At 51.8% G+C, this 24624-nt stretch carries 22 protein-coding genes; 17 read left to right on the top strand and 5 right to left on the bottom strand.

Features of this window, described 5'->3' with window-relative positions:
* Positions 1-16: 16 nt before the first annotated feature.
* Genes NP590_RS08845 through darG form a run of 7 tightly spaced genes read left to right on the top strand, consistent with a single transcriptional unit; the run spans position 17 to position 9927 of the window.
* Entirely contained in the window at positions 17-433 is a 417-nt protein-coding gene (locus tag NP590_RS08845; protein ID WP_256601988.1) for an outer membrane protein assembly factor BamE, read from the top strand.
* Positions 434-456: 23 nt separating this feature from the next.
* Positions 457-1662 (top strand): NAD(P)/FAD-dependent oxidoreductase, encoded by a 1206-nt coding sequence (locus NP590_RS08840; RefSeq protein WP_256601987.1) that lies wholly within the window; start codon positions 457-459, stop codon positions 1660-1662.
* A 50-nt stretch (positions 1663-1712) separates the two neighbouring features.
* Positions 1713-5186 carry a type I restriction-modification system endonuclease gene (gene hsdR, locus NP590_RS08835; protein WP_256601986.1) on the top strand — a complete coding sequence of 1158 codons (3474 nt, stop codon included), beginning with the start codon at positions 1713-1715 and terminating at the stop codon, positions 5184-5186.
* A 17-nt stretch (positions 5187-5203) separates the two neighbouring features.
* Positions 5204-6820: a class I SAM-dependent DNA methyltransferase gene (locus NP590_RS08830; RefSeq protein WP_256601985.1), complete on the top strand. Its 1617-nt coding sequence runs from the start codon at positions 5204-5206 to the stop codon at positions 6818-6820.
* Position 6821: 1 nt separating this feature from the next.
* Positions 6822-8180, top strand: coding sequence for a restriction endonuclease subunit S (locus NP590_RS08825; RefSeq protein WP_256601984.1), 1359 nt, complete (start codon positions 6822-6824; stop codon positions 8178-8180).
* Positions 8177-8848, top strand: a complete 672-nt coding sequence (gene darT / locus NP590_RS08820; RefSeq protein WP_256601983.1) for a type II toxin-antitoxin system toxin DNA ADP-ribosyl transferase DarT — start codon at positions 8177-8179, stop codon at positions 8846-8848. Before NP590_RS08825 ends, darT begins: the two co-directional genes overlap by 4 nt.
* Before the next feature lie 11 nt (positions 8849-8859).
* On the top strand, positions 8860-9927 hold the full coding sequence (gene darG, locus NP590_RS08815; RefSeq protein WP_256601980.1) for a type II toxin-antitoxin system antitoxin DNA ADP-ribosyl glycohydrolase DarG: 1068 nt from the start codon (positions 8860-8862) through the stop codon (positions 9925-9927).
* Positions 9928-9935: 8 nt separating this feature from the next.
* Here darG and NP590_RS08810 read toward each other — a convergent pair whose 3' ends face one another.
* The 3 genes from NP590_RS08810 to NP590_RS08800 all read right to left on the bottom strand — a co-directional run bounded on the left by NP590_RS08810 (position 9936) and on the right by NP590_RS08800 (position 13409).
* Positions 9936-11972: a S8 family peptidase gene (locus NP590_RS08810; RefSeq protein WP_256601978.1), complete on the bottom strand. Its 2037-nt coding sequence runs from the start codon at positions 11970-11972 to the stop codon at positions 9936-9938.
* Between the two features lie 159 nt (positions 11973-12131).
* Positions 12132-12419 carry a hypothetical protein gene (locus NP590_RS08805; RefSeq protein WP_256601977.1) on the bottom strand — a complete coding sequence of 96 codons (288 nt, stop codon included), beginning with the start codon at positions 12417-12419 and terminating at the stop codon, positions 12132-12134.
* Positions 12420-13409: an AAA family ATPase gene (locus tag NP590_RS08800; RefSeq protein WP_256601976.1), complete on the bottom strand. Its 990-nt coding sequence runs from the start codon at positions 13407-13409 to the stop codon at positions 12420-12422.
* Positions 13410-13820: 411 nt separating this feature from the next.
* Here NP590_RS08800 and NP590_RS08795 point away from each other — a divergent pair, with 411 nt between their 5' ends.
* The 4 genes from NP590_RS08795 to NP590_RS08780 are packed head-to-tail and all read left to right on the top strand — an operon-like array spanning position 13821 to position 16282.
* Positions 13821-14375 (top strand): flavodoxin, encoded by a 555-nt coding sequence (locus NP590_RS08795; RefSeq protein WP_256601975.1) that lies wholly within the window; start codon positions 13821-13823, stop codon positions 14373-14375.
* Positions 14376-14377: 2 nt separating this feature from the next.
* Positions 14378-15145 carry a 4Fe4S-binding leucine-rich repeat protein gene (locus NP590_RS08790; protein WP_256601974.1) on the top strand — a complete coding sequence of 256 codons (768 nt, stop codon included), beginning with the start codon at positions 14378-14380 and terminating at the stop codon, positions 15143-15145.
* Positions 15135-15812: a hypothetical protein gene (locus NP590_RS08785; RefSeq protein WP_256601973.1), complete on the top strand. Its 678-nt coding sequence runs from the start codon at positions 15135-15137 to the stop codon at positions 15810-15812. The genes NP590_RS08790 and NP590_RS08785 overlap by 11 nt, the downstream gene beginning before the upstream one ends.
* Before the next feature lie 14 nt (positions 15813-15826).
* Positions 15827-16282, top strand: a complete 456-nt coding sequence (locus NP590_RS08780; protein WP_256601972.1) for an ankyrin repeat domain-containing protein — start codon at positions 15827-15829, stop codon at positions 16280-16282.
* A gap of 101 nt (positions 16283-16383) precedes the next feature.
* Here NP590_RS08780 and NP590_RS08775 read toward each other — a convergent pair whose 3' ends face one another.
* A complete protein-coding gene (locus NP590_RS08775; RefSeq protein ID WP_256601971.1) occupies positions 16384-17538 on the bottom strand; it encodes a hypothetical protein in 1155 nt (384 codons plus the stop codon).
* Positions 17539-19092, bottom strand: a complete 1554-nt coding sequence (locus tag NP590_RS08770; RefSeq protein ID WP_256601970.1) for an MBOAT family O-acyltransferase — start codon at positions 19090-19092, stop codon at positions 17539-17541. It lies immediately after the preceding gene.
* Positions 19093-19503: 411 nt separating this feature from the next.
* Here NP590_RS08770 and NP590_RS08765 point away from each other — a divergent pair, with 411 nt between their 5' ends.
* From NP590_RS08765 to NP590_RS08740, 6 genes are all read left to right on the top strand, one after another.
* On the top strand, positions 19504-21393 hold the full coding sequence (locus NP590_RS08765; protein WP_256601969.1) for an ATP-binding cassette domain-containing protein: 1890 nt from the start codon (positions 19504-19506) through the stop codon (positions 21391-21393).
* Between the two features lie 3 nt (positions 21394-21396).
* On the top strand, positions 21397-21909 hold the full coding sequence (locus NP590_RS08760) for a hypothetical protein (RefSeq protein WP_256601968.1): 513 nt from the start codon (positions 21397-21399) through the stop codon (positions 21907-21909).
* A 7-nt stretch (positions 21910-21916) separates the two neighbouring features.
* On the top strand, positions 21917-22357 hold the full coding sequence (locus tag NP590_RS08755) for a universal stress protein (RefSeq protein WP_256601967.1): 441 nt from the start codon (positions 21917-21919) through the stop codon (positions 22355-22357).
* Positions 22350-22871: a bifunctional adenosylcobinamide kinase/adenosylcobinamide-phosphate guanylyltransferase gene (gene cobU / locus NP590_RS08750; RefSeq protein ID WP_256601966.1), complete on the top strand. Its 522-nt coding sequence runs from the start codon at positions 22350-22352 to the stop codon at positions 22869-22871. The genes NP590_RS08755 and cobU overlap by 8 nt, the downstream gene beginning before the upstream one ends.
* Positions 22872-23915 carry a nicotinate-nucleotide--dimethylbenzimidazole phosphoribosyltransferase gene (gene cobT / locus NP590_RS08745; protein ID WP_256601965.1) on the top strand — a complete coding sequence of 348 codons (1044 nt, stop codon included), beginning with the start codon at positions 22872-22874 and terminating at the stop codon, positions 23913-23915.
* A gap of 249 nt (positions 23916-24164) precedes the next feature.
* On the top strand, positions 24165-24578 hold the full coding sequence (locus NP590_RS08740) for a TM2 domain-containing protein (RefSeq protein ID WP_256601964.1): 414 nt from the start codon (positions 24165-24167) through the stop codon (positions 24576-24578).
* The last annotated feature ends 46 nt before the right edge of the window (positions 24579-24624 follow it).

The following is a 24624-nucleotide window of genomic DNA, read 5'->3' as shown; positions in this document are numbered from 1 at the left end:
TAAAAGGCGGTAACCGATGAAACAACTGAAATTGCTGGGCATTTCCATGGCATTGATTCTGGCGGCGGGCTGCGCCTCTACGCCGAAACCGGCGGCACAGACGGCGGCGGGCTCGACCCAAGTCGCCAAAGCCAGCCGCACCTCCGAGTCGGTTATCGAGGGTGATATCCCGGCTGGCAGCCCGTTCGCCAAAATCCAGATCGGCATGACCCAGGGGCAGGTACATGAAATCCTCGGCCAGCCCACCGATACCAAGGTCTACCAAACCGGCAAGGCTTGGATCCCGTTTTATTTCGGCCCGGACACCATGCGCACCGACGAGTTTTATAAAGGTGTCGGCTCGGTCACCTATGCCGGCGCCGGCGTCGGCGGCGTGCACTGGAAAGTGTTTCGCGCCGTTTACAATCCCGCCGAAGACGGCTTTGCCAACTAATCGACAGCCCATAGGTGTTATAGATGCCCGACAGCATGCAAAACGGTTTTGACTACGACGTAGTGGTAATCGGCGGCGGCCCGGCCGGCAGTACCGCCGCAACCTTGCTGGCCCAGCACGGCCGCAAGACCTTGCTGCTGGAGCGAGACAAACACCCGCGTTTCCATATCGGCGAATCCATGCTGCCGTTCAGCGAACCGGTGGTACAGCGTTTGGGCATAGACTGGAGCGTGGGCAATCAATTCAAAAGCGGCGCGGTGTTCATAGACGAGCGCACCGACCAGCGTATGTATTTTCCGCTCAGCGTCTATCGCAAAACCTATCAATTGGAGCGGGCGCCTTTCGATCAGTTATTGTTCGAAAACGCCGCCAAGCACGGCGCGGAAACCCGTCAGGAAGAAAAGGTGCTGGAAGTGGACTGCCGGGCCGATGGCGTGAATATCGTCTCCGACAAGGGCGGCTACCGCTGCCGCTATCTGGTGGACGCCAGCGGCCGCGCCGCCTTGCTGGGCAAACAACACAAGGGCATAGACAAGATAGAAAATCTGGGCAAATTTGCCGTCTTTACCCATTACGAAGATATACAACCCGGCGCGGAAGCCGACGAACTGTTCGAATCCGGCAGCATTTATGTACCGGTGGTGGATATCGGCTGGATCTGGATCATTCCTCTATCGGGCCGGCGCTTGAGCGTGGGCTTGGTGGTGCAAAAGGAACGGCCCAAGGATTGCCCGGTGGAAGAACTGCTGCAACGTTATCTGGCCGCTTCGCCGATCCTGAACCGCTTGTTGGCCGGCGCAAGGCAATCGGCGCCGGTACGGGTGGAAGCCGATTTCAGTTACAGCAACCGGCAGCGTTACGGCCTGCGCTACGCCTGCTGCGGTGACGCCGCCGGCTTTCTGGATCCGGTATTTTCCTCCGGCGTGTTCCTGGCCTTTACCAGCGCCGCCCGCATCGCCGACCGCATCCACCAGGGCTTGAGCGAAGGCCGCGAAGCCGATCCCTTACTGCATGCCGAAGACGACGAAGCCTATCTGCTGGGTTTCAACACCATGCGCCTGTTCGTCGAGCGCTTCTACCAATCCGGCATCGTGCACAATCTGTTTTTCGAAGCCGACCGCGATCCGGACTTGAAAGGCCAGATTGCCAGACTGCTGTCCGGCGATTTGTGGGTCGACGACAATGCCTTACAAAAAAGCCTGCTGGCGGGCCGCAAAATGGCCGGTTGATTATTTCGGCATTAGGCCCGCCACATGGGGAATGAAGGTTTTAGGGAATAATGGCCGAAATGAGCAACTTCGAATTCCTCAAAGAGCATGACCCCTTATTTTTGCAGCTCGCCTCGGCTGCCGAACGTGTTTTCGCCAGTGATCCCAACACTACGCTCATCAAATTACGCCAGCTGGGCGAGGCGCTTGCTCAAGACTTGGCGGCACGTTGCGGCATTCAATTCGACGACAAAACCAGCCAAGCCGATTTATTGTTCAAATTGAATCGAGAAATCCGATTCGATTCTAAGGTTGCTGATCTATTCCACACCTTACGCATAGAAGGTAATCGCGCAACACACCAGTTCAAAACCCAACACAAGGAAGCCTTGGACGGTTTACGTATCGCTCGTGCCTTGGCCGTCTGGTTTCATCAATCTTTTAGTAAGCAAGGCAGCGGTTTCAAACCTGGCCCTTTTATTCCGCCCACCGATCCCAGCCAAGAATTGCGCGAGTTGACGATTCAAATCGAACAACTCAAAGCCCAACTGCAAGACGCCAACCAGCAAGCCGAGTCGAATCAGCAGTTAGTCGATTTGATTGCCCGTGAAAAAGAACAGTACGCGGTTCTGGCTGAACAAATGGATGCCGAAGCCCGTATCTTCGAACAAATGGCTCAAGAGCAGGAGCAACGCTTACAGCAGGAGCGGCAAGCTTTCGAAGCGCGCTTGCAGGCCATGCAATCCGAATTGGAAAACCAAACTCAAGCCAGCCAACAAATCGAAGCGACCATTAAGCAGGCTGGGAGCGTTGAACCATCACTCAATGAAGAGCTCACCCGTATCCTCATCGATCAGCAATTGATCGCAGCCGGTTGGGAAGCCGATACCGAAGAACTGACTTACCAAAAAGGCGCTAGACCCGAAAAAGGCAAAAACAAAGCCATCGCCGAATGGCCCACTCAAGGCAAACAAAGCGCCGATTACATATTGTTTGCCGGACTAATCCCGATTGCCGTGGTCGAAGCCAAGCGAGAAAACATCAATGTAGCCGGAAAAATTTCACAAGCGGAACGTTATTCTCGCGGTTTTACGCCAACTGTCACAATGTTACCTGCGTGGCAGTTGCAAGGCCGCACCATTGCTTGGCCTGATCATAAAGACGGCCATTACCAGATTCCGTTCGTCTATTCCTGTAACGGCAGGCCGTTTGTCAAACAACTCGCCGAACAATCCGGCACCTGGTTCCGCGACGTGCGCGAGCCGTCCAATTTGGCTAAACCCTTACCCGATTTTCACAGTCCCGAAGGTCTGCTGGATAAGCTGCAACGCAGCAAGACCGCAGCCGAAGAAAAACTCAAGCAAGAAGGCTTTGCCTATTTGCGTTTGCGGGATTATCAGCAAAACGCGGTGCAAGCCGTCGAGTTGGTATTGGCAGCCAACCAAACCAATTGCCTGCTTGCTATGGCTACTGGAACCGGTAAAACCCGCACCATAATCGGTTTGATGTATCGTTTCTTGAAAGCCGAACGCTTTAAGCGCATTCTGTTCTTGGTTGATCGCACCGCGTTGGGTCAGCAAGCCATCGACTCGTTCAACGATGCGCCGCTGGAACAAAACCAGACGTTATCCAAAATCTATAACGTGGCCGAATTGGGTGACATGGCTGCTGAAGCGGAAACCCGCATTCAGGTTTCTACAGTACAGGCCATGGTCAAACGCATTTTCCAGTCCGACACGCCACCCTGTATTGATGCCTACGATTGCCTGATCGTCGATGAAGCCCACCGTGGTTATGCCTTGGATCAGGACATGACCGAAGGCGAAATGGCGATGCGCGATGTCGCGCAATATTTATCTAGTTATCGCCGCGTGTTGGATTATTTCGATGCAGTCAAAATCGGCCTGACCGCCACGCCCGCCAAACACACCACTGATATCTTCGGTAAACCGGTGTACTCCTATTCTTACCGCGAAGCTGTGGCCGACGACTGGCTGATCGACCATGAACCGCCGATTCGTTACGAAACCCTGCTGACGCAAAAAGGCATCCAATTCGCCAAGGGTAGTCAGGTGGATGTCATCAATACCCAAACTGGCGCAGTCGAGCTGGCCACCTTGGATGACGACATGAATTTCGATGTCGATGACTTTAACCGTCGCGTGATTAGTCCGTCATTCAATAAGATCATCTGCAAGGAATTGGTTAAGGAACTCGATCCGTTCGGCGACGAGAAAACCATGATTTTCTGCGCGTCGGATCGGCATGCTGATATGGTCAAGCGTATCCTCGATCGGCTGTATAAAAAAATGTACGGCGACGAATATAACGAAGCGGCGGTCAAGAAAATCACCGGTCAAAGCGATAAAGTCGGTCAGCTTATCCGCCAATACAAAAACGAGCGTTACCCCAGTATTGCCATCACCGTTGATTTGCTGACTACCGGCATCGACGTACCGAAAATTTGTCATCTGGTATTTTTCCGCCGCGTGCGTTCACGGATTCTGTACGAGCAAATGCTGGGCCGCGCCACCCGCCGTTGCGATGAAATCGGTAAAACCGTGTTCAAGATTTACGATCCGGTGGATATTTACGCCGCGCTAAAAGATGTCAGCGATATGAAACCGCTGGTCAAAGACCCCAACGTGTCGATCGAGCAATTGATTCAAGAACTCAACAATCCTGATAGTTTGACCGTTGCCGGAAGTAAACCGGACACCAGTCACGCCCATGATGTTTTGGATGCCTTAAGCCAACGCATCATGCGTATTTTGCGCAAAGCCAAAACCAAAGCCGCCACTAAACCGGCATTACAGCAAAAGCTCACCGAATTGGAAGGACTGTGGGGCGTCGCGCCGGAAAAACTGCATCAACATCTGCATCAACTCGGCCCGCAAAAAGCCATGCAGTTCATGCAAAGCAACGCGAATCTGATTAATCAATTGGAGCAGGTCAAAAAACTGTTGGGTTCCGAATACTACCCACTGATTGCCGAGCATGAAGACGAACTGAAAGTGCGCGAGCAAAGCTACGGTAAATACGACAAGCCAGCCGATTACCTGGAAAGTTTTAATGACTTCATCAAAAACCAAATCAACCAATCGGCAGCGTTGGCGGTCGTCGTCAATAAGCCCAAAGACCTGACGCGTGAACAGCTACGTGAAATCCGTTTATTGCTGGATCAAAACGGTTACAGCGAAGCCAAATTGCAAAGTGCCTGGCGCAATCAAACCAATCAGGACATCGCAGCCAGTATAATCGGCTATATACGCCGAGCTGCCATTGGCGAAGCGCTGATTCCGTTCGAACAAAGAGTTACTCAAGCCATGCAAAAAATCTACGGCTTGCATTCATGGACACAGGTGCAACGCAAATGGTTGGATCGGCTAGCTAAACAACTCAGCCACGAAGTGGTCATCGATCAGCAATTCGTCAACCGCGTATTTGCCAAAGACGGCGGAGCCAAGACCTTGAATAATGTGCTGGATCAGCAACTCGATAACGTCTTAGACACCCTGGCCGACTCCATCTGGTCAGCCGCATAAATAATCACTAAAACCTAATGAGCAATAACGAAATAGTCCAAAAACTTTGGAACCTGTGCGACGTGCTGCGCGATGACGGCATCAACTATTCGGATTACGTCACCGAACTGGTGTTGCTGCTGTTTATCAAAATGGAATACGAAAACACCGAAGCCGGTATCCTGCAAAAACACAAACTGCCAGAAGGCTGCCGCTGGCCGGATTTGACCAAGCTGTCCGGCTTGAACTTGCTCAACCATTACCGGCAATTGCTGTTGGACTTATCCAAAAGCGACGATCATTTGATCGCGGCCATCTATGCCGATGCGCAAACCCGTTTGCGCGAACCGCGCCATTTGGAACAACTGATCAAAAGTCTGGATGCCATCGACTGGTTTAGCGCCAAACGCGACGGCCTGGGCGATTTGTACGAAGGCCTATTGGAGAAAAACGCCAGCGAAACCAAATCCGGTGCCGGTCAATACTTTACCCCGCGTCCATTGATCGACAGCATCATCCGCTGTACCAAACCGCAAGCCGGTGAACTGATTCAAGACCCCGCCGCCGGTACCGCCGGATTCCTGATTGCCGCCGACGCCTATATCAAACAACAGACCGACGACCTGTACGATCTGGACGAAAAAGCCCAGCGCTACCAGCGCAATCAGGCCTTTGTCGGTATGGAACTGGTGCCCGGCACTCGCCGCCTGGCGCTGATGAATTGTTTGTTACACGGCATGGAAGGCGATGATGAAGGCGTAGTGCATCTGGGCAATACCTTGGGTCAACCTGGAACTCATTTACCCAAAGCAGATGTAATTTTAACTAATCCACCATTCGGCACCGCCAAAGGTGGCGAAGCCAGCGTCACCCGTGATGACTTCACTTACAAAACCAGTAATAAGCAATTGGTGTTTTTGCAGCATATTTACCGCAGCTTGAAACCAGGTGGCCGCGCCGCCGTGGTATTGCCGGATAACGTGTTGTTCGAGGCCGGTGTCGGCAGCGACATCCGCCGCGACCTGATGAACAAGTGCAATCTGCACACCATCCTGCGTTTACCGACTGGCATTTTTTACGCCCAAGGCGTTAAAACCAACGTGCTGTTTTTTACCAAAGGCACCGTCGCCAATCCACGGCAGGAAGAAAACTGCACCCAACAGGTGTGGGTCTATGATCTGCGCAGCAACATGCCCAGCTTCGGCAAACGCACGCCATTTGGCGAACAGCATTTAAAACCGTTTGAAGCCTGTTTTCATGCCGAAAACCGACAGGAAAGCGATGGCCAAATCTCCCTCGCCCTTGAGGGAGAGGGTCGTGGTGACGACTGCATGGATGCAGGAGGTAGAGCAACGTCGGGAACAGTTGCCGAGGGGGAAACGGAATCCCGCTGGCGTTGCTTCAGTCGCGACTGGATCAAAACCCAAAAGGGTGACTCACTGGACATTGCCTGGCTGAAAGATCAGGACAGTGTCGATGCCGCCAGCCTGTCGGAACCGGACGTATTGGCTGCCGAAGCGATGAGCGAATTGACTGAGGCTTTGCGGGAGTTGGATGGGTTGATGCAGGCGTTGGGCGCTAGTGATCAGGCGCAAATTCAAAAAGAGCTACTCGCAGAGGTATTAGGAATATCTGTAATGGATGCAGGTGTTTGATATGAACTTACCAGAAGGGTGGGCATTAAGCGAAATTGGTGAGCTTGGAGAAATTATTACTGGAAAAACGCCAAGTACAAAAGTCCCTGAGAATTTTGGCGGAAGTATTCCATTTATTAAGCCAGGTGACCTAGATCATGGCGGATATATACATTTTACTGCCGATACCTTAACGGAGTTAGGTTTGAAGTCCGTTCCTAAGTTACCCCCGCACTCTATTACGGTTACCTGCATTGGTAATTTAGGAAAAATTGGTATTACCACAACAGAATCAGCAACCAATCAGCAAATAAATTCAGTAGTTCCCAGTCGACATTTGAACTACAAATTTCTTTATCATTACCTGGCTACATTAAAGCCGTGGTTGGAACAAGAAGCGTCTGCTACAACAGTGGCCATTATAAACAAGGGAAAGTTTTCGAAAGCTCCAATCAAAGTAGCTCCGTTGGCCGAACAACACCAAATCGCCGCCAAACTGGACGAACTGCTGGCACAGGTAGACAGCATCAAAACCCGCCTCGACGCCATCCCCAACATCCTCAAACGTTTCCGCCAATCCGTGCTGGCTGCGGCGGTAAGTGGGAAGTTAACTGAGGATTGGAGAAATGATCATAGTGAATTCGGTGAATGGAAGGCCATAAATTTTGGAAATTTAATTCTTGATTCAGGAAACGGTATTTCAAAACGTAGCGGTAACCAAGGTCGAGACGTTACTGTGTTACGTTTAGCTGATTTTAAAAATGCCATGAGAGTTCATGGAAATGAAAGAAAGATAACCCTTACTGAAAAAGAAATTCAAAAATACCGGCTTGAGAATGGAGATTTGTTAGTAGTTAGGGTAAATGGAAGTGTGGAAATTGCAGGGCTTTTTATTGTTTATGATGGCAATGATACAGAGGCCTATTGCGATCATTTCATACGATTTTCTATTGACCACAACAAGGCTTTGTCAAAATTTATTACGTATATAACTAATGAAGGAGAAGGTCGAAAATATTTAAGAAATTCTCTTTCAACAAGCGCAGGTCAGAATACCATAAATCAGAAGTCCATTAATGCATTGCAATTCAGGCTTCCTTCTTTATTAGAACAAACCGAAATTGTCCACCGCGTCGAACAACTATTCACATACGCCGATCATATCGAACAACGTGTCAAAGACTCCCAGTCGCGCGTCAAGCACCTGACCCAATCCATTCTCGCCAAAGCCTTTCGCGGCGAACTCACCGCCGACTGGCGCTCGCAAAATCCCGACCTAATCAATGGTGAAAACGGTGCCGAAGCGTTGTTGGCTCGAATTCAAGCGGGACGTGTGAAGGAAAAGCCTAAGCCTAAGCTTAAGAAGAAACTAAAAGCATGATGCCAAACCCGGTGCGACTGTTTCACATTACTGCAATCGACAATCTGGCTGATATTTGTCGAAGCGGTGCGTTGTTGAGTAAGAACGCCGGAGCTTCTTTGGGGATCAATTACCAGAATATCGCTCATTCCGGCGCCCAATCGGCACGGTCCGGGCGCAATGTCATTGATCCCCCAGGCGGCAGTGTTCACGATTTTGTGCCGTTTTACTTCGCTCCGCGGTCTCCTATGTTGTTTAGCATCAATAGCGGTAATGTTGCAGGCTGCGATTTCAGGCAGGCGGATATATTGCATTTTGAAACCACAATTGATCGGGTTACCTCAACGAATCCCGATTTCGTTTTCTATGACCGCAATGCAACGTTGCGTTACAGCGAGGCATTTACCGACCTTTCTTTACTTCCAAGCAAGGTTGCGTGGGATCTGATCACCGAGTCGCCGCGACTGGATGGCTATTGCAAGTATTTTCATAACAATTTCAACAATGAAAGATACATTGATCGTATGGAGCGCCGTCAGGCGGAATTTCTGGTCAAACATCGTGTCGATTTACCTTCCATGACGCGTATAGGCGTTATTAATAGATCGAAAGCCGAATTGGTGCGTGAGATATTAGTAGAAACTGGTATAGACTTACCGGTAGAAGTAAAAACCGATTGGTATTTTTAGGACATTAAAAGATGAGTGTTAGCACCGTTCAAGGTGACTTATTAAAACAACTAGATGTAGATGCGATCGTCAACACCGTCAATTGCGTTGGCGTGATGGGCAAAGGCATTGCATTGCAATTCAAGAAAAAATGGCCGGACAATTTCAAGTTGTATGCAGAAGCGTGTAAAGCGGGTTTAGTTAAGCCAGGTCAAATGTTTATTTACGATGCCGGTTTGTTAGCAACACCTAAATTTATTATCAATTTTCCAACTAAAGACCACTGGCGGAGACGTTCGCATATTGAATTTATTCAAGACGGCCTCGTTGATTTGATTGCACAAATCGAAGCTCGGCAAATTACTTCGATTGCCATTCCGCCGCTAGGATGCGGGAACGGTGGTTTGAATTGGAGCGATGTAAAGCCGTTGATAGAAAAAGCGTTCGCCAAACTACCAGATGTCGACGTGCGGTTATTCGAGCCTGCCGGCTCGCCGAAAGCAATCGAGATGCAGGTCAATAGCGCCAGGCCCAAAATGACACCTGGTAGAGCCGCCATTCTGAAAGTGTTGGAAACCTATCGCGAACTGAATTACGGCTTGTCCAAAATCGAGGTGCAAAAGCTTGCCTATTTTTTACAGGAAGCGGGCGAAAATTTGCGTTTGCAGTTCGTTAAACATCATTACGGTCCTTATGCGGATGCTTTGCGCCATGCGTTAGATCGTATGGATGGCCATTTTATTCACGGTTTAGGCGATGGCGTCGTGGAAGCGGAAATTGCGCCTGATCAGGAGGCTTTGCAGGAAGCCGAGCGTTTTATCCATCAATCGCAACAGCGAACATTACTGGAACATATCGCCAAAGTTGATGAGCTGATTCAAGGCTTTCAATCACCTTACGGCATGGAGTTACTTTCTACCGTACACTGGGTGGCGACCCGGGAGCAAGCGGAGAGTCCCGAATCGGCTTTAGAGCTTATCCAAGTTTGGAATAGTCGTAAACGTCATCTAATGAAACCCGCCCACATCGAAGCTGCTTGGCAACAGTTAACCGAGCTTGGCTGGATCAAATTGCCAACGGATGAAGCTAGATCGCACTGAACACCGCATCATTCGATAGCAACGGGCAAAAAAATTTGCTTTTCGATTGCTGTATAAATATCCGTCGCCACACTTGGAGTTTTAATACCGACAATCAAAGCGTATCGCGCCGATTTTCCCCACCGCTCCAAATTCGCTCGCTCTTTCCACCAACCCAAAACCGGATAAACGGCAATATAGCCGCGCTCGGCTAGTTCTGCCGCTGTTCCAGTCCAGGTATCGGAATGTACCGAACCCAGACTGCGCAATTTTTCACCTAACAGCCATTGGCCGCTATCGGGCGTAGCGCCGTTGTAGGCATGTTCCTCGTCTCTGGCTTTTTGATTGATGCGTTGTTTAAAATCTGTAAGGGTCTCTAATGGACGACGCACGTCGAAGCGTAGACCATGCGATGCATAGCGATATTTATTGACCCAACCGCGCTCCCCTGGGTTGGGTTCGATGAAATACGACCAGGTCACTTTCATTTCGACTTGAGTTTTAGGCGGCAAGTCGCGAAGTACATCGGCAGGCCAAGGAAGCGTGTGCAAATTGATGTCGCGGGTTTTAACATTACTGCCTTTCTTGGTGTACGGATAAATCACGTCCTGAGCAATCAGGGTCAATTCGTTACGAGCACTCCAAAACAGGGCATCTTGATCCGGTACGCCGTAGCCGCAATAACGCATGAGTTGCTGGTATTTCGCCTGGCTGTTCAATGGCTCGAACACGGCTTTCATTGCTGGCGTCCATTTAGCCGAATGTATCAATAACGCCCTGATGGTTTCCGGCCAATAGTCTGGGTATAAGGCTTGTACTTTTGCCGCTAAATTTGCAGCCAAGGCTGTCGCAGCACTGGTATCGCCAAACGACACCAATTGCTTACCCAGCGCAAATTGATGGCCGGTGGTGAGCAATTGCAAAGCGTCGTCGATATAATCGGCTCCCTCATTTGCCGGATTCGTCGCCATGTTCCCGGCTTCCATGACAATGTCTGATTTGATTGGCCAGGTTTTCTGCCATGTCATAGATGTACAACTGGCTGGAGCCAATCCACCTGCGGGCGCTAATGGTATCCAATCTGGATTAGTTGCAGTATCCAGCCACACTTTTTCGGTATAGCCGCCTACCGTAAGCGCATTCCAAGATTGGCCTGGGTCGTGGACTTCATCGGTCAGGTTATTGTTTGGATATAGGTGTCTGTGTTGTGGATCAGTGTTGCCCGCCGACAAGATAACCAACCGCTGTTGCTCATCTTCCGCGCCTGAGGAAATGGCATCAATAGTCGCAGACCACGACGAGGGACGACCGCGATCTCTGTTGTCTGTGGTGGATACTGCCATGCAGAATAACCGTTGACGGTCTGCTTCAATTTCTACTCTGGCGATACTGTCGCGGGTGATAGCGCCGTATAGTTTTTTGTCAGTATGAAAATCAGGATTGGGCGTGATTTTGACTGATTCCAAGCGATGGGTAAGTTTTAGCGGCAGTGGATTAGCCACTGCCTCGGTTAAGTCGCCATAGATTGATACACCCGCCATATTGGTGCCATGGCCGTTTCGATCATCGGTACCCCAGCCGGGAATATAGGTATGCATATCGGTCATTTCGGCGACTGGCTGCAATAGCGGATGCTCATGATTGATACCGGTATCCAAAATACAAATCGTCGGCGCGTCATTGGGTGGCGGCGTCAAATTTTCTAAGGTTTGTTCGATCCAGGCACGCTGATCTTGACGACCCATGCCGGTGAAAAAATCGGCGGTATCCTTGGCTTTTCTAAGTTCGGCGATGGCGCCCAGCAGATGAATGGAATGGCTGATCTGTTCGCGGGTACCGAAAACCAGAATGATGGTTCTATCGAGAAAGCGGATCGATTCAGCGCTTACCCTGAGATTAAGATGCGGGGCATGCTCGCGAACAAAAGCTTCACAATCGAATTTTTCCGAATATCTTAGCCAAACTTCCCACCAGATTGCTTGCTCTGCATTGGGCAGCAATTCTCGCTCGTCAGTCCAAAGCGCATCGATTGCGGCAAGCTTGATCGCGCTAATGCTTTCAACCAAGTCTCTATTTTTGGGCTGGTTTTTATTCGTGTTTTCGTACTGATATTGGGTGATTTTGGTTAGAAAATGGGCAAGCTTGCCTTCCGGTACGAAAACGGTGGCGATGCTTTTACCATCAACAAGCTTAACGTTACAAAGTTCAATCCCACTAGGCTGAAATTACAGGCTGGCAAACTTGAGCTCGAAATCAGGTTCGCTTTCAAAGGCCAGATAAAGTCCATTACCGACATCCAAGCCGAATGCCTTTTGTTGTTCGATGATGCCAGCTTCCTGAGACTGGATATGCTGAACTTGCTCAATCAGTTGTTGAGAGTGTGCCTGACGATCTCTTGAAGGTGTTTTTAAGCCAGCGCCGCCCATTGCTTGTGTCGGTCTGGAGTAACTTTCGGTAGTTACCGAATCCTTTATCAGTAAATGCGGAAGGCGTTCCTTGCGTTGTTCGGACATTTATCGGCAGGTTTGTTTTTGTCGGACAAGTTGCCGTTCTTTGATCGAGTGCATGATATCGGCATGGGTAACGGCATCTTTGTTGTGAATGATCACGTCTTTAATCGCATCTTCACAGACGCGGTTAATGTCACCAAAACTCAATGTATTCGCTGCTTCTGCTGCTTTGACCCAAAGGATGCGAGTGGTTTTGAACGAGGCCAATTTGGATTTCAGGGCAGCGACGATCTCTTCCTTGGTTGGCAATTCATACTCGATCAGATCGTCAAAGCGGCGGAATAAAGCGTGATCCAGTAGCTCATGGTGATTGGTAGCAGCAATCAACAAGCTATCAGAGCTGTCCTGCTCGATCATTTGTAAGAAGCTATTTAATACACGGCGGATTTCCCCGACATCGTTGGAGCCGCCGCGTTGCGAGCCAATGCTGTCGAATTCGTCAAACAGGTAGACGCCACGAGTTTGCTCGATTGCGTCGAAGATCAGGCGTAATTTAGCTGCGGTCTCGCCCATGTATTTGGTCATCAGGCTTTCAAGTCTTACGATAAAGAGCGGTAAACCCAGTTCACCGGCCAGTACCGACGCTGTCATGGTTTTACCTGTCCCAGGTGGCCCGACCAACAACAGCTTTTTACGAGGAGCCAAGCCATGAGCACGCAAGCGCTGTACGTGTTTGTGTTCTTTGATTAGACGATCTAATTTTGTCTGAATGTTTTCAGAAAGCACCATGTCAGCCAATCGTAGCTGGGGATAGGAAACGTTCAGTAACTGGCTGAGTTCGCCTTTTGGTTTGGCTAACGGGATCGCCTTGGATTCAGCGAGTCGAGGTTTGCTCTTTGCGCTATCGATCAGATCGCGAATTTCTTTGGCTAGGCTGCCATGCCCCTTTTTGGCTTCTTGCGCCGCCATTTGCATGGCAACCGACAAAAACATAGCCTCGTCGCCATCGACGTGCGATTTAAGCAAGGCTTTGATTTGATTAGCGATGGCCATGGGAATAAAGCGTAGAGACTTTGCGAATTAATTTTGAAGCAGTGTAATCGATATTAATAGACAAGCAATACGTGATTTAGAGACGCTAATCCGAAGCATCTTGCTAATCACGTAAATATTAACTGGCTTGTCACATGAACGCGGGTCGCTGAGTTGCCGAGACCTTGCCAATAAAAAGGACCGTTTGTCTAGTATCAACCGTTACTCGCAATGAATACAAATTGTTGTGTTCGGCTGCAATTGTAGCCATACCTTCAGGTAATTCAATCAACATAACGCAAGAGCTTTTGTATCTTATTGATATAAAATAGAAAAATAGCATGCCGCAACGGCGTTAATCTGGATCGCATTTTGCTAGGCTTAGAATAAGGGCGCACAGCCCAAGCCCGCGAATTCGATGACAGGTGACTTATGAGCAAAATCGGCATTTTTTTCGGCACGGATACCGGCAGTACCCGCTTGGTGGCCAAGAAGATTTATAGTCTGTTGGGCGATGAATTGGCCGACAAGCCCAAAAACATCAACCGCACCAGTCCCGCCGAGTTTCTGCAATACGACGCCCTGATCCTGGGTACGCCCAGTTACGGAGTCGGCGATTTGCCGGGGCTGGCGGCGGGTTGCCAGGAAGCCAACTGGGCGGAGTTCGTGCCCTATCTGGACGATACCGACCTGAGCGGCAAACGGGTGGCCTTGTTCGGCCTGGGCCATCAGGAACGTTACGCCTCGCGCTTCGCCAGTTCCTTGATCAAGCTGTATCAGGTGTTTTACGGCAACGGCGCCAAAATGGTCGGCCGCTGGAGCACGGAGGGTTACCAATTCGAACATTCGGCTTCCATCATCGACAACCAGTTCGTCGGCTTGGTATTGGATCAACGCGGCCAGCCGCATTTGACCGACGAGCGGCTCAAGATCTGGCTGGCGCAAATCAAGCCGCAATTGTTGCCGGCCCTGGCAGAGGCGGCTTGAGCATGTTGCCCGCCGATTCCGAAGTCGATCTGACCCCGCTGGCGGACTGCGGTCGCTGCCAATTTCAAGTCAGTTTGCTGGCGACCGGCCATTGCAAACCCGGCGACCGTTGCGTGGCCGCCGACAGCGGTAGGCAGATCGACCGCTTTTTTAAAACCAACCCCGGCATCGCCCCAGAATTCAGCCAGGACCCGTTCTGGGAGCGCCGCGCCATCGCGGCCCGTTATTTACCGACCAATAAGCTGGAACCGCTGTTAAGCGATCCCGACGAAGCGGTGCGCCGGGTACTGGCCTACCGGGTGCCGCTGGAGTGGCTGGCCTTGTTGCGCAAGGACAGCGACCGCGAAGTCAGAATCACCGTCGCCGACCGCATGCCGGAACACGAACTGGAGCTGATGGCGGACGATCCGGACTATCTGGTAAGGGTCTATGTGGCCCGGCGCTTGCCGCGGGGCCGCTTGTTTCGCTTGGCGGCCGACCCGGATAGCGAAGTGCGGCGCATCGTCGCCACCCGCATTCCCCGCGTCAGCCTGGGCTTGATGGCGCATGACGCCGAAGTCGAGATTCGCCGCATCGTGGCCCAGCGTATGGAAGTCGATGATTTGGCCATGCTGAGTCAGGACCCGGACTGGACCGTGCGTTACGAAGTGGCCTTGCGCGCCGATGCCGACCTGCTGCGGCAAATGCTGGCCGACCCCGAGCCAGACGTCAACCAAACCGCCCGCCAACGCCTGGAAACTCTCAGCCAAACCTGTGCCCATGACGACTGAATTTATAGTCGGCCTTACCTACGCCGACCGTTTGAATCTGGCCACCCGAGCCCGCCACGACGCCATAAAAGCCCGCTTCAACTCCGAAGTGGCCGCGCTTACCTCCTTGATGGGTCCGATGAGCGACGGCCCTGAATGGCCGGCCGGCGCTGCCTGGCTGGCGGCACGGCACGAGCGTAACGCCTGCATTATCTCCGACGGCTTGTCCGACCCATGGGTCGAGCGCGACCGGCCGGAAACCGGTTTGGGTGTGGAGGTGTTTATCGAAACGCCGGATGCCGGTCTCGCCGCCGATGCGCCGTTGACCAAACTGGCCGATACCTGGTTGTTTCCGCTGGTCGCCGAGGTCAGCCACACTCTGGCCGGCTATGCCAAATTGTGCGAAAAGCTGTTGGCTGGCGAATTGCTTTCGCTGGAATTCAATATCGACCATATCAAGGACGGCCGCGGCCGGGTGGGTGCCTTGCTGAGTAAACCGCGGCAGGATACTTCCGGCCTGAGCATGCCCGGCGGCACGGTCAGTCTGATCGCCGCCACCGTGCTGACGGTGGCCGAATTGAAATTCCTGCGCGGCAAGGGGGCCGCCGGGCGCATGGAATTGGCGGACAAGCTTTACGCCGCCGGCGTCGGCCATTTATCCCTACTGCACCGGCCCTCGGTGATTTGAACGGGTCGGCCAAGATGAAATTATCCGAGGAAATTGCCGGCTGGTTTTCCGCTAACGGGTTCGACGCCCGCGCGCCGCTGACGGTCGACGGCCAAGGGCGGCATGCGCTGATCGTGGCCGCTCAGCAAGCCAGAGCGGACATGGTGGCTTATCTTTTGCGGATGGGCGCGGACTTAAGCGTGCTGGATCTTTACGGCAACAACGCCCTGTGGGCGGCCTGTTTCGCCGAATCCGACGCTTGCATGGCGTTACTGATAGAGGCCGGAATCGATATCGATTATCAAAATCCCAGCGGTGCCACGGCCTTGACTTATGCGTCTTCCAGCGGCAAGCACGCGGTGGTGGCCCAGTTGCTACTGGCCGGAGCCAATCCCTTGCTGACCACCCAGGACGATTTCAGCGCACTGGATTTGGCCGCCAACCGCGCCTGCCTGCAGCTGTTGCGTCAGGCTACCAAGGCATGTAGCTAATGGAGCTTCCGGCCCAGACTTGGTGTGTCTAATGGCTTATCCGAATTTTTTGCGCCGGACATTTTCCAGGCGCCTGCTCTTATAATCGAATATGCATGGGCTTATTCTATTAGCCTTTTCAAGGATGGCATGAACTCCTGGTGCGTCTTCAGGTAGTTATTGCGAGATGTCATATATTCTTGATAGGCATTCTGTATATTGTCTGAGGTCAAGCGGGAGCCGAATGCGAGTTTAGGGTTTTGTCCGAACATGGAATCTAACATTAATTCGCCATATTCATAATTAAAATGCTCGGGGTCTTGCCAATATACGGCACTTTGGTTTGTAATCTCTTCGGTAGTATATTGATTGAATTGATTAAAATCCCAAATCTGCACGTCGCCGCCAAGTTTTTCAACTTCCTGAACGATATAAATCAAGTTCGACCAATAGCGTTTATAGTTGCCGCACATTATTTGTATTTCTTGCCAAAGGGCGTGCGACGGATATATGTATATACGCAGTTTAATGTTTTTCGAATTGGTTTGTTTAACAACGTTTAAAAGTCCGCTAATGTCGATACCCGAATGCTCTGTCGGTATCCGCTCTGCAACAGCCGCATTGCCATCAAGCTTTATCAGATCATTTAAATCGCAGTTAGTACGCTTTTCATGGTTTCTATAAAACTCTCTAAATTGGTTGTCTATTCCCGCATGGCCGCGAATATAATAATACATACCGTCTTTTTTATGGCTTGGTCTGGCGTGCTGGGACAGCATGGTGCCTACCGAGGCGTCAATTGCCTTCATGGAAAAAAGCAGATTAAATTCCGAGAAATTTTCAATCTCCGGCAAAACGCCGATACAGTTGGACAACGGCAAGGCGTCGGGAGCAATACCGATTACCATGCGATTTACTTCGGCGACTTTTAATGCATAATCAATATAGCACTGCACGCGTTCCCAGCCGGCGCCCGCTATGCCGAAGTTATATCCCTTTAACTTTCCATTATCTGTAAAAGACGGGTTGGACGGGTCGAATCCTATCTCGGAATAGGAGCTGCCGAAAATAAGCGCGTTGGGCCTGCTTCTTGCGACCAGTTTGGGCTTGATATACCGCTCATACTTTCTAAATTTCGGCTTGACTTCGTTAAAGCCGGAAATCTCAAAATCCTGATAATACCAAAATGGGTCAACCAGCCTGTTAATGACGCCAACCACAAGCAAGACAAAAATGACAAAGCATAAAAGATAGGTGGTGTATTTTTGGTGAGTCATTTAAAACTGAAAATATATAAATTCGCTTAACTCGCCCAGGGAGAGTATTCCGGATGCGGCGAGTATTGAAAAAATAATTAGCCAAATGTAATTCGGCCGCCAGTGCCACCATCTGAAGTCCTCTTGGGCTTGCATATATAGGGCCGGGTTAAATCTTGAAAAAAACTCCTGGACATTCGGCAGGCACCAGGCGATGACAAAGCAAAGCAAAAGTCGTATTGGCAGCTTTCCTGAATTAAAAGTTGCCGTGTTTTCAAACCTGGCGCCCCTTGTTATCAGCCATTCTCTTGTCTGTCCAAGCTGTTCGCCCCATTTGACCGGGATTTGTAAACCGTGCATGCCCGTCATTCCCTCGAGCATAAGTTTGGCGGCCATGACATTGTCGGCTCTAAATATGGTCCAACCGACAACTACCGCGGAAAAAGTAACAAGCAAGGATATTTTGTCGTAAATAATATTATTAAATAAGAATGGCATTGGAAGTTTTGACCTGATATCCCTCCATAAATGGTTTATCAATAAGTAGCCGCCATGCAGTCCGCCCCAAAGGATAAAGGTCCAATTGGCACCGTGCCATATTCCGCCAACCAGCATGGTAAGAATTAAATTGAAATGTCTACGAAAGCGTCCTTTTCGATTTCCTCCCAAGGGTATGTAGATATAGTCCTTTAAAAACCGGGATAAGGTCATATGCCAGCGCCGCCAAAATTCTATAATGCTGGTGGCTTTATAGGGCGATGCAAAGTTAAGCGGTAACTTAATGCCAAATAGTAAAGAAAGGCCGATCGCCATTTCCGAATACGCGGAAAAATCAAAATATAATTGAAAAGTATAGGCCAATGCGCCGCCCCAGGCATCCAAAAATGAAACGGATTTGCCGCTTGCAACCTCATCGAAGACCGGTTTGACATAACCGGCCATATCGTCGGCAATAATCAGCTTTTTGAATAATCCCATAAAGAAAATAGATAAGCCTACGGACATGTTTCGCCAATTAGGCTTGTATATTTTAGGGTCGGCGAATTGTGTCATCATTTCCTTATGATGTAATATCGGTCCCGCGATCAAATGTGGAAAATAGGTTACAAATAAAGCATAATGGGATGCGTTAAATTCTTTCGCGGATTTTTGGTGAGTGTCAACAAGAAAGGCTATTTGGGTGAATGTAAAAAAAGAAATGCCTAGCGGCAATACAATATGAGAGTTTTGTATGTTAAAGTTAAATAATGTATTGAGATTGTCTATTATAAACTCCAAATACTTGTAATAAACCAATAAGATGACGTTGGCGCCCACCCCGAGCACGGTTAGATGTTTTGCTCGTTCCGCATTGGTTTTGTTTAATATTGCAATATGCTTTCCAACAATAAAGTTAAAAGTTATCGACGTTATTAGCAAAATCGAATATGCCGGATTCCATGTTGCGTAAAACACTAAAGAGGCGGCCGCCAGCCAGTAGAGGGCGTATCTATGGCTTTTAAGGGCGATAATAAAAAATAATGCCAGCGTGATGGGCAAAAAGGCAAAGACAAACAAATATGAGTTGAATAGCATTTTATAATGCCTTATTGGGTGTTGGCGGACTTATGAGACTGAAATTACGGGTGGACGGTGGCGAATGAAGATAATTTAATTTAATTCAACCCGAGCCGGGTTTTTGAAACAAATAATTGAGGCGGCAATTATTTGTATCCATTAGGCTCGCAATATGTTTTGGAGCGGCAAGCAATAATAAAAATCTAATTTGCATGCTTAAGCGGTTTTTATAGCATAAAACCACAAAAATGTGCCAAGTTATAAAGTCCCGGGCTTACATGCAAAGTGCGCCGCGTTAGTTCCGGGCAGTCTGAATCCAGGATCACCAACCCCATAAAATTCATCGCGCCCGAAAAACCACGCCGCGTTAAAATTCCATAACGCCGAGCCATTTGCCTTGGTCCGATTTCATCGTTTTTTACCGACATCATGCTCAATTTTAAAAACATCGCCATCCGCCGCGGCAGCCGCTTGCTGTTTAGCGAGGCTTCATTCACGATTCATAAGGGTCAGAAGATCGGCTTGACCGGGGCCAACGGTACCGGCAAGTCCAGTCTGTTTGCGATGCTGCGCGGCGAATTGCATGCCGACGAGGGCGAGTTTTCCATGCCGCCGAATCTGGAAGTGGCGCATGTGGCGCAGGAAACCCCGGCGCTGTCATGTTCGGCCATCGATTATGTTTTGGACGGCGATCGCGAGTTGCGGGCCTTGCAACAGCAATTACAGGCAGCAGAACAGGCCCACGACGGCATCAAGCTGGCCGAGCTGCACGCGGCGCTGGAGCATGCCGGCGGCTACACCGCACAGGCCCGCGCCTCGCGGCTGTTGAACGGCTTGGGCTTTAGCACCGAACAGGAAAGCCGGCCGGTCAGTTCGTTTTCCGGCGGCTGGCGCATGCGCTTGAATCTGGCTCAGGCCTTGATGTGCCGTTCCGATGTGTTATTGCTGGACGAACCCACCAACCATTTGGATTTGGATGCGGTGATTTATCTGCAGGACTGGCTGGTCAAATATCCCGGCACCCTGCTGTTGATTTCCCATGACCGCGATTTTCTGGATGCTATCACCGACCACATCGTGCACATCGAGCAGAATAGGGCCGAGATTTACACCGGTAATTATTCCGACTTCGAACGCATGCGCGCCGAAAAGCTGGCCCAGCAGCAAACCGCGTATGAAAAGCAGCAACGCGAAATTGCCCATATTCAAAGCTTTGTCGACCGCTTTAAGGCCCAGGCCACCAAGGCCCGCCAGGCGCAAAGCCGCATCAAGGCGCTGGAGCGGATGGAGTTGATTGCCCAGGCCCATGTGGATTCGCCGTTCGGTTTCAGTTTTCCGCCGCCGAAAAAAATGCCCAATCCCTTAATCAAACTGGAACAGGCCGACATCGGTTACGGCGACAAGGTGGTGGTGCATGAGGCCTCGTTGTCGATTTCTCCCGGCGACCGCATCGGTTTGCTGGGGCCGAACGGCGCCGGCAAGTCCAGCCTGATCAAGGTGTTATCCGGGCAAATGCCGGCATTGCGTGGTAAGTTAACCAACGCCCAGGATTTGCATATCGGCTATTTCGCCCAGCACCAGCTGGAACAGCTGCGGCTGGACCAATCGCCGTTGTGGCACTTGCAGCAGCTGGATAAGCAGGCGCTGGAACGGGATTTACGCAATTTTCTGGGCGGTTTTGATTTTCGCGGCGACAAGGTCAACGAGCCCATGGGGCCGTTTTCCGGCGGTGAAAAAGCCCGGCTGGTGCTGGCGATATTGGTGTATCAGAACCCCAACCTGCTGCTGCTGGACGAACCGACCAACCATCTGGACCTGGAAATGCGCCACGCCTTGAGCGTGGCCTTGCAGGAATACCAGGGCGCCATCGTGGTGGTGTCGCACGACAGGCATTTGCTGCGCTCCGTGACGGATCAGCTATTGTTGGTTGCCGAGGGCAGGGTGCGGCCGTTTGACGGCGATCTGGACGACTACAAGCAATGGTTGGCGGAACAAAAGAAAGCCGGCGAAGAAGCGGATAACCCGGCCGCAATCGGCAATAATGTCTCTCGCAAGGATCAGCGCAAGCAGGATGCCGAACGTCGCCAACGCCTGAAACCCTTGCTGGATGAAGTGAAAAAGGCCGAAGCGGCGGTGGAAAAATTCCACGGGGAGCAGCAGGAACTGGAACAACAATTGGCCGATCCCACGATTTATAACGACGAGAATAAGGACGCCTTGAAACAACTGTTGAGCAGGAAGGCCAGGGTCGATGACGCACTGGAGCAGGCGGAGCTCGACTGGATGACTGCCGAAGAAAACCTGTCCCAAGCGGAGTAATGCATGTATGAATTGAGCCTGTTGTTTTTCCAGATCGCCATTTTTCAAAAAGGCCCGCAAGATGTTCCGGCTTCGCCGCTGGTGCTGCGCCTGTTGTTGCCGGTGTATGTGGCGATCAATTATCTGATTTTGTTTTTAAACGGCACCCAGGCCACGGCTTTGTTGCAGATAGGCGTGGATTTCGGCCTGATCGTGCTGTTTTGTTGGCCCTTGTTGTACTCGTCCGGCAAAATAGCCCGTTTTCCGCAAACCTTGGCCGCCATGGTGGGCACCAGCGTGGTGCTGAGCTTCTTCGCCCTGCCGGCCATTGCTACCCTGAATGCGAATGCCAACGATCTGGCCTACTTCGCCATGTTGGCGCTGGTGTTGTGGCATTGGCTGGTTAGCGGGCATATCATGCGGCATGCGCTGGATCAGTCCCTGTTTTTCGGCCTGGGGCTGGCGCTTTTGTATATCATGCTGTCTTCCCAAATAATGGCGGCGCTGTTTCCCGAACTTACCGGCTCCACGCAATGAGGTTGCTATGAATCGCTATCAACATATTTTATTGGCCGTGGATTTTTCGGAGCACGGCAAACAGGTCTCGGACAAGGCACTGAATGTGGCCAAGCTGAATCAGGCGAAATTGAGTCTGGTGCATGTGGTGGAAAATCTGCCCATCACCGATGCGGCTTACGGGCCGATTCCGTTCGACGTCGACCTGACCCAGGAATGGCTGGAAGCTTCCAAGGAAAGGCTGGCCAAGCTGGGCGCCGACCTGGGCGTACCCGAACAACAACAATGGCTGGAAATGGGCAGCGCCAAGATGGAAATCGTCCGGGTGGCCGAGGATAACGGCGTGGATTTGATCGTGGTGGGTTCGCATGGCCGCCACGGTTTGGCCTTGTTGCTGGGCTCCACCGCCAACGGCGTGTTGCATCACGCCAAATGCGATGTACTGGCGGTGCGTCTGACCGATGATTGAATTGGTATTGGGCGGCGCTCGCTCGGGCAAGAGCCGCTACGCCGAGCGGCGGGCCATCGATTGCGGCTTGCCTGTGCTGTATCTGGCCACGGCGGAAGCCGGCGATGAGGAAATGCATGCCCGTATCGCCCATCACCGGCTAAGACGTCCGGCCGAATGGCAAACGCTGGAGGTGCCTGTCCAACTGGCCTCGGCCATTCAAACCCACGCCAAGCCCGACCGCTGCCTGCTGATCGATTGCCTGACCTTGTGGCTGAGCAATGTGTTGTTCGACCGCCACGGCAATATCCAGGAGCAGCTGTTTGCGGCCCAGCGTGCCGCCTTTCTGGCGGCGCTGAGGGATTGCAAGGGCCGGGTGATCATGGTTGGTAACGAAGTCGGGCTGGGCGTGGTGGCGGCCGATGCCATGACCCGCCGTTTCGTCGACGAAGCCGGGTTCCTGCATCAGGAACTGGCGCAAATCTGCGACCAAGTGGTGCTGGTCACGGCCGGTTTGCCGCAACGACTCAAATAAATGCAAAGGCTTTTTCTCCCCATTGCCCCGCCCGATGCGGGGTTTCATCGGCGAGCGCTGGACAGGCAAGCGCAACTCACCAAGCCGCCCGGTTCGCTGGGCATGCTGGAGAATCTGGCGGTTAGGCTGGCTGCCATGCAGCGGCGGGACGATCCGCGGCTGGAACGCATACACATCAGTATCTTTGCCGCCGACCACGGCATTGCCGCCGAAGGCGTGTCGGCATTTCCGCAAGCCGTGACAACGGAGATGGTGAAAAATTTCGCCGCCGGCGGCGCGGCGGCGAACGTGTTGGCCAGACGGATCGACGCCCGCTTTGAAGTGGTGGATGTCGGCTTGCTCAATCCGGTGGAACTACCCGGTGTGATCAGCCAGCGGGCCGGCGCCGGTACGGAAAATTTCAAAATCGGCCAGGCCATGACGTCGGCCCAACTCGACATTGCCCTGCGGGCGGGAATGGCCGCCGTCGACCGTGCGTTGGCTGGCCGGGCCGATATTTTTATCGGCGGCGAAATGGGCATAGCCAACACCTGCAGCGCCAGCGCCGTGGCGGCCGCCCTGCTGGCGCTGCCGGCCGAAGATATTACCGGCGCCGGCACCGGTCTGAACCGCGAACAAATCCTCCACAAGGCGGCGGTGATACGGCAGGCTTTGCACAGGCACCGCCAACAGCTGACCGCGCCGTTGGCGGTGTTGCAAAGGCTGGGAGGTTTCGAAATCGCCGCTCTGGCCGGAGCCTATATCGGTGCCGCCCAACAGGCACTGCCGGTCTTGGTGGACGGCTTTATCAGCAGCGTGGCTGCCCTGGTGGCCGTCGGGATCAATCCGGATTGCCAGGCCTGGTTTTTTTTCGGCCACCGTTCCGGGGAAAAAGGCCATGGGCGGGTGCTGGATGCGTTGGCGGCCGAACCTATTTTGCAGTTGGGCATGCGGCTGGGCGAAGCCAGCGGCGCGCTCATGGCGGTTCCCGTGCTGCAAACCGCCTGCCTGCTGCACAATGAAATGGCCACCTTTGCCCAGGCACGGGTGTCCGCCGGCCTCTAAAAAGCTTGAGTCCGATATTTACGCCGGCAATCAAGTCGTTTACATTGCCAAACGAGTCCGGCGGCCAAGCTACGAACATTTGGATTTCATTTGCCGGGTTTGGGTAGAATGCGCCTGGATTCGGCAGAAATGCCGCGGCTATTTCGGCACGGCCGGACGGCGATTTTAAATCCGATTTCGACTCCTTGAATAATAAAGCTTGTCCGGACTTAGCCGCCCGGATGACAGATAACAACAGGATAAGCAGGCATGCTAGGACATATAGAAAGTTACGACGAACGTTGCCAAACCGGGGTAGTGAAACACGACGGTAAATTTTACGAATTTCATATCGACCAGTGGACCGCCACGGAACCGCCCAAGCAAGGCGACGATGTGGATTTTGACCATGAACATGGCGAAGTCACTGAAATTGGTCCGGTCGGCGCCTATTTGCTCGACAGTCAGCCGGTCAAAAACCACATAGTGGCCGCGCTGTTGGGCATCGTGTTCGGCGCCATAGGCTTGCACCGTATTTACTTGGGTTTCTGGGGATTGGGTATCACCCAAATTCTGGTGACCTATTTGACCGGCGGTTTCGGCGTGGTGTGGGGCTTTATAGAAGGAGTTTTGATTTTTACCGGCCATATCAGCAAGGACGCCAAGGGCCGGCATTTGAAATAATTCCGATCGAGACGCCCGCGAGGCGGCATTCACCACTTAGCCAATT

The organism is Methylomonas subterranea, assembly GCF_024505185.1.
GTDB classification, from domain to species: Bacteria; Pseudomonadota; Gammaproteobacteria; order Methylococcales; family Methylomonadaceae; genus Methylomonas; species Methylomonas subterranea.
Note: the sequence above shows the minus strand (reverse complement) of the source record. Positions and strands in the feature narration are given on the sequence as shown.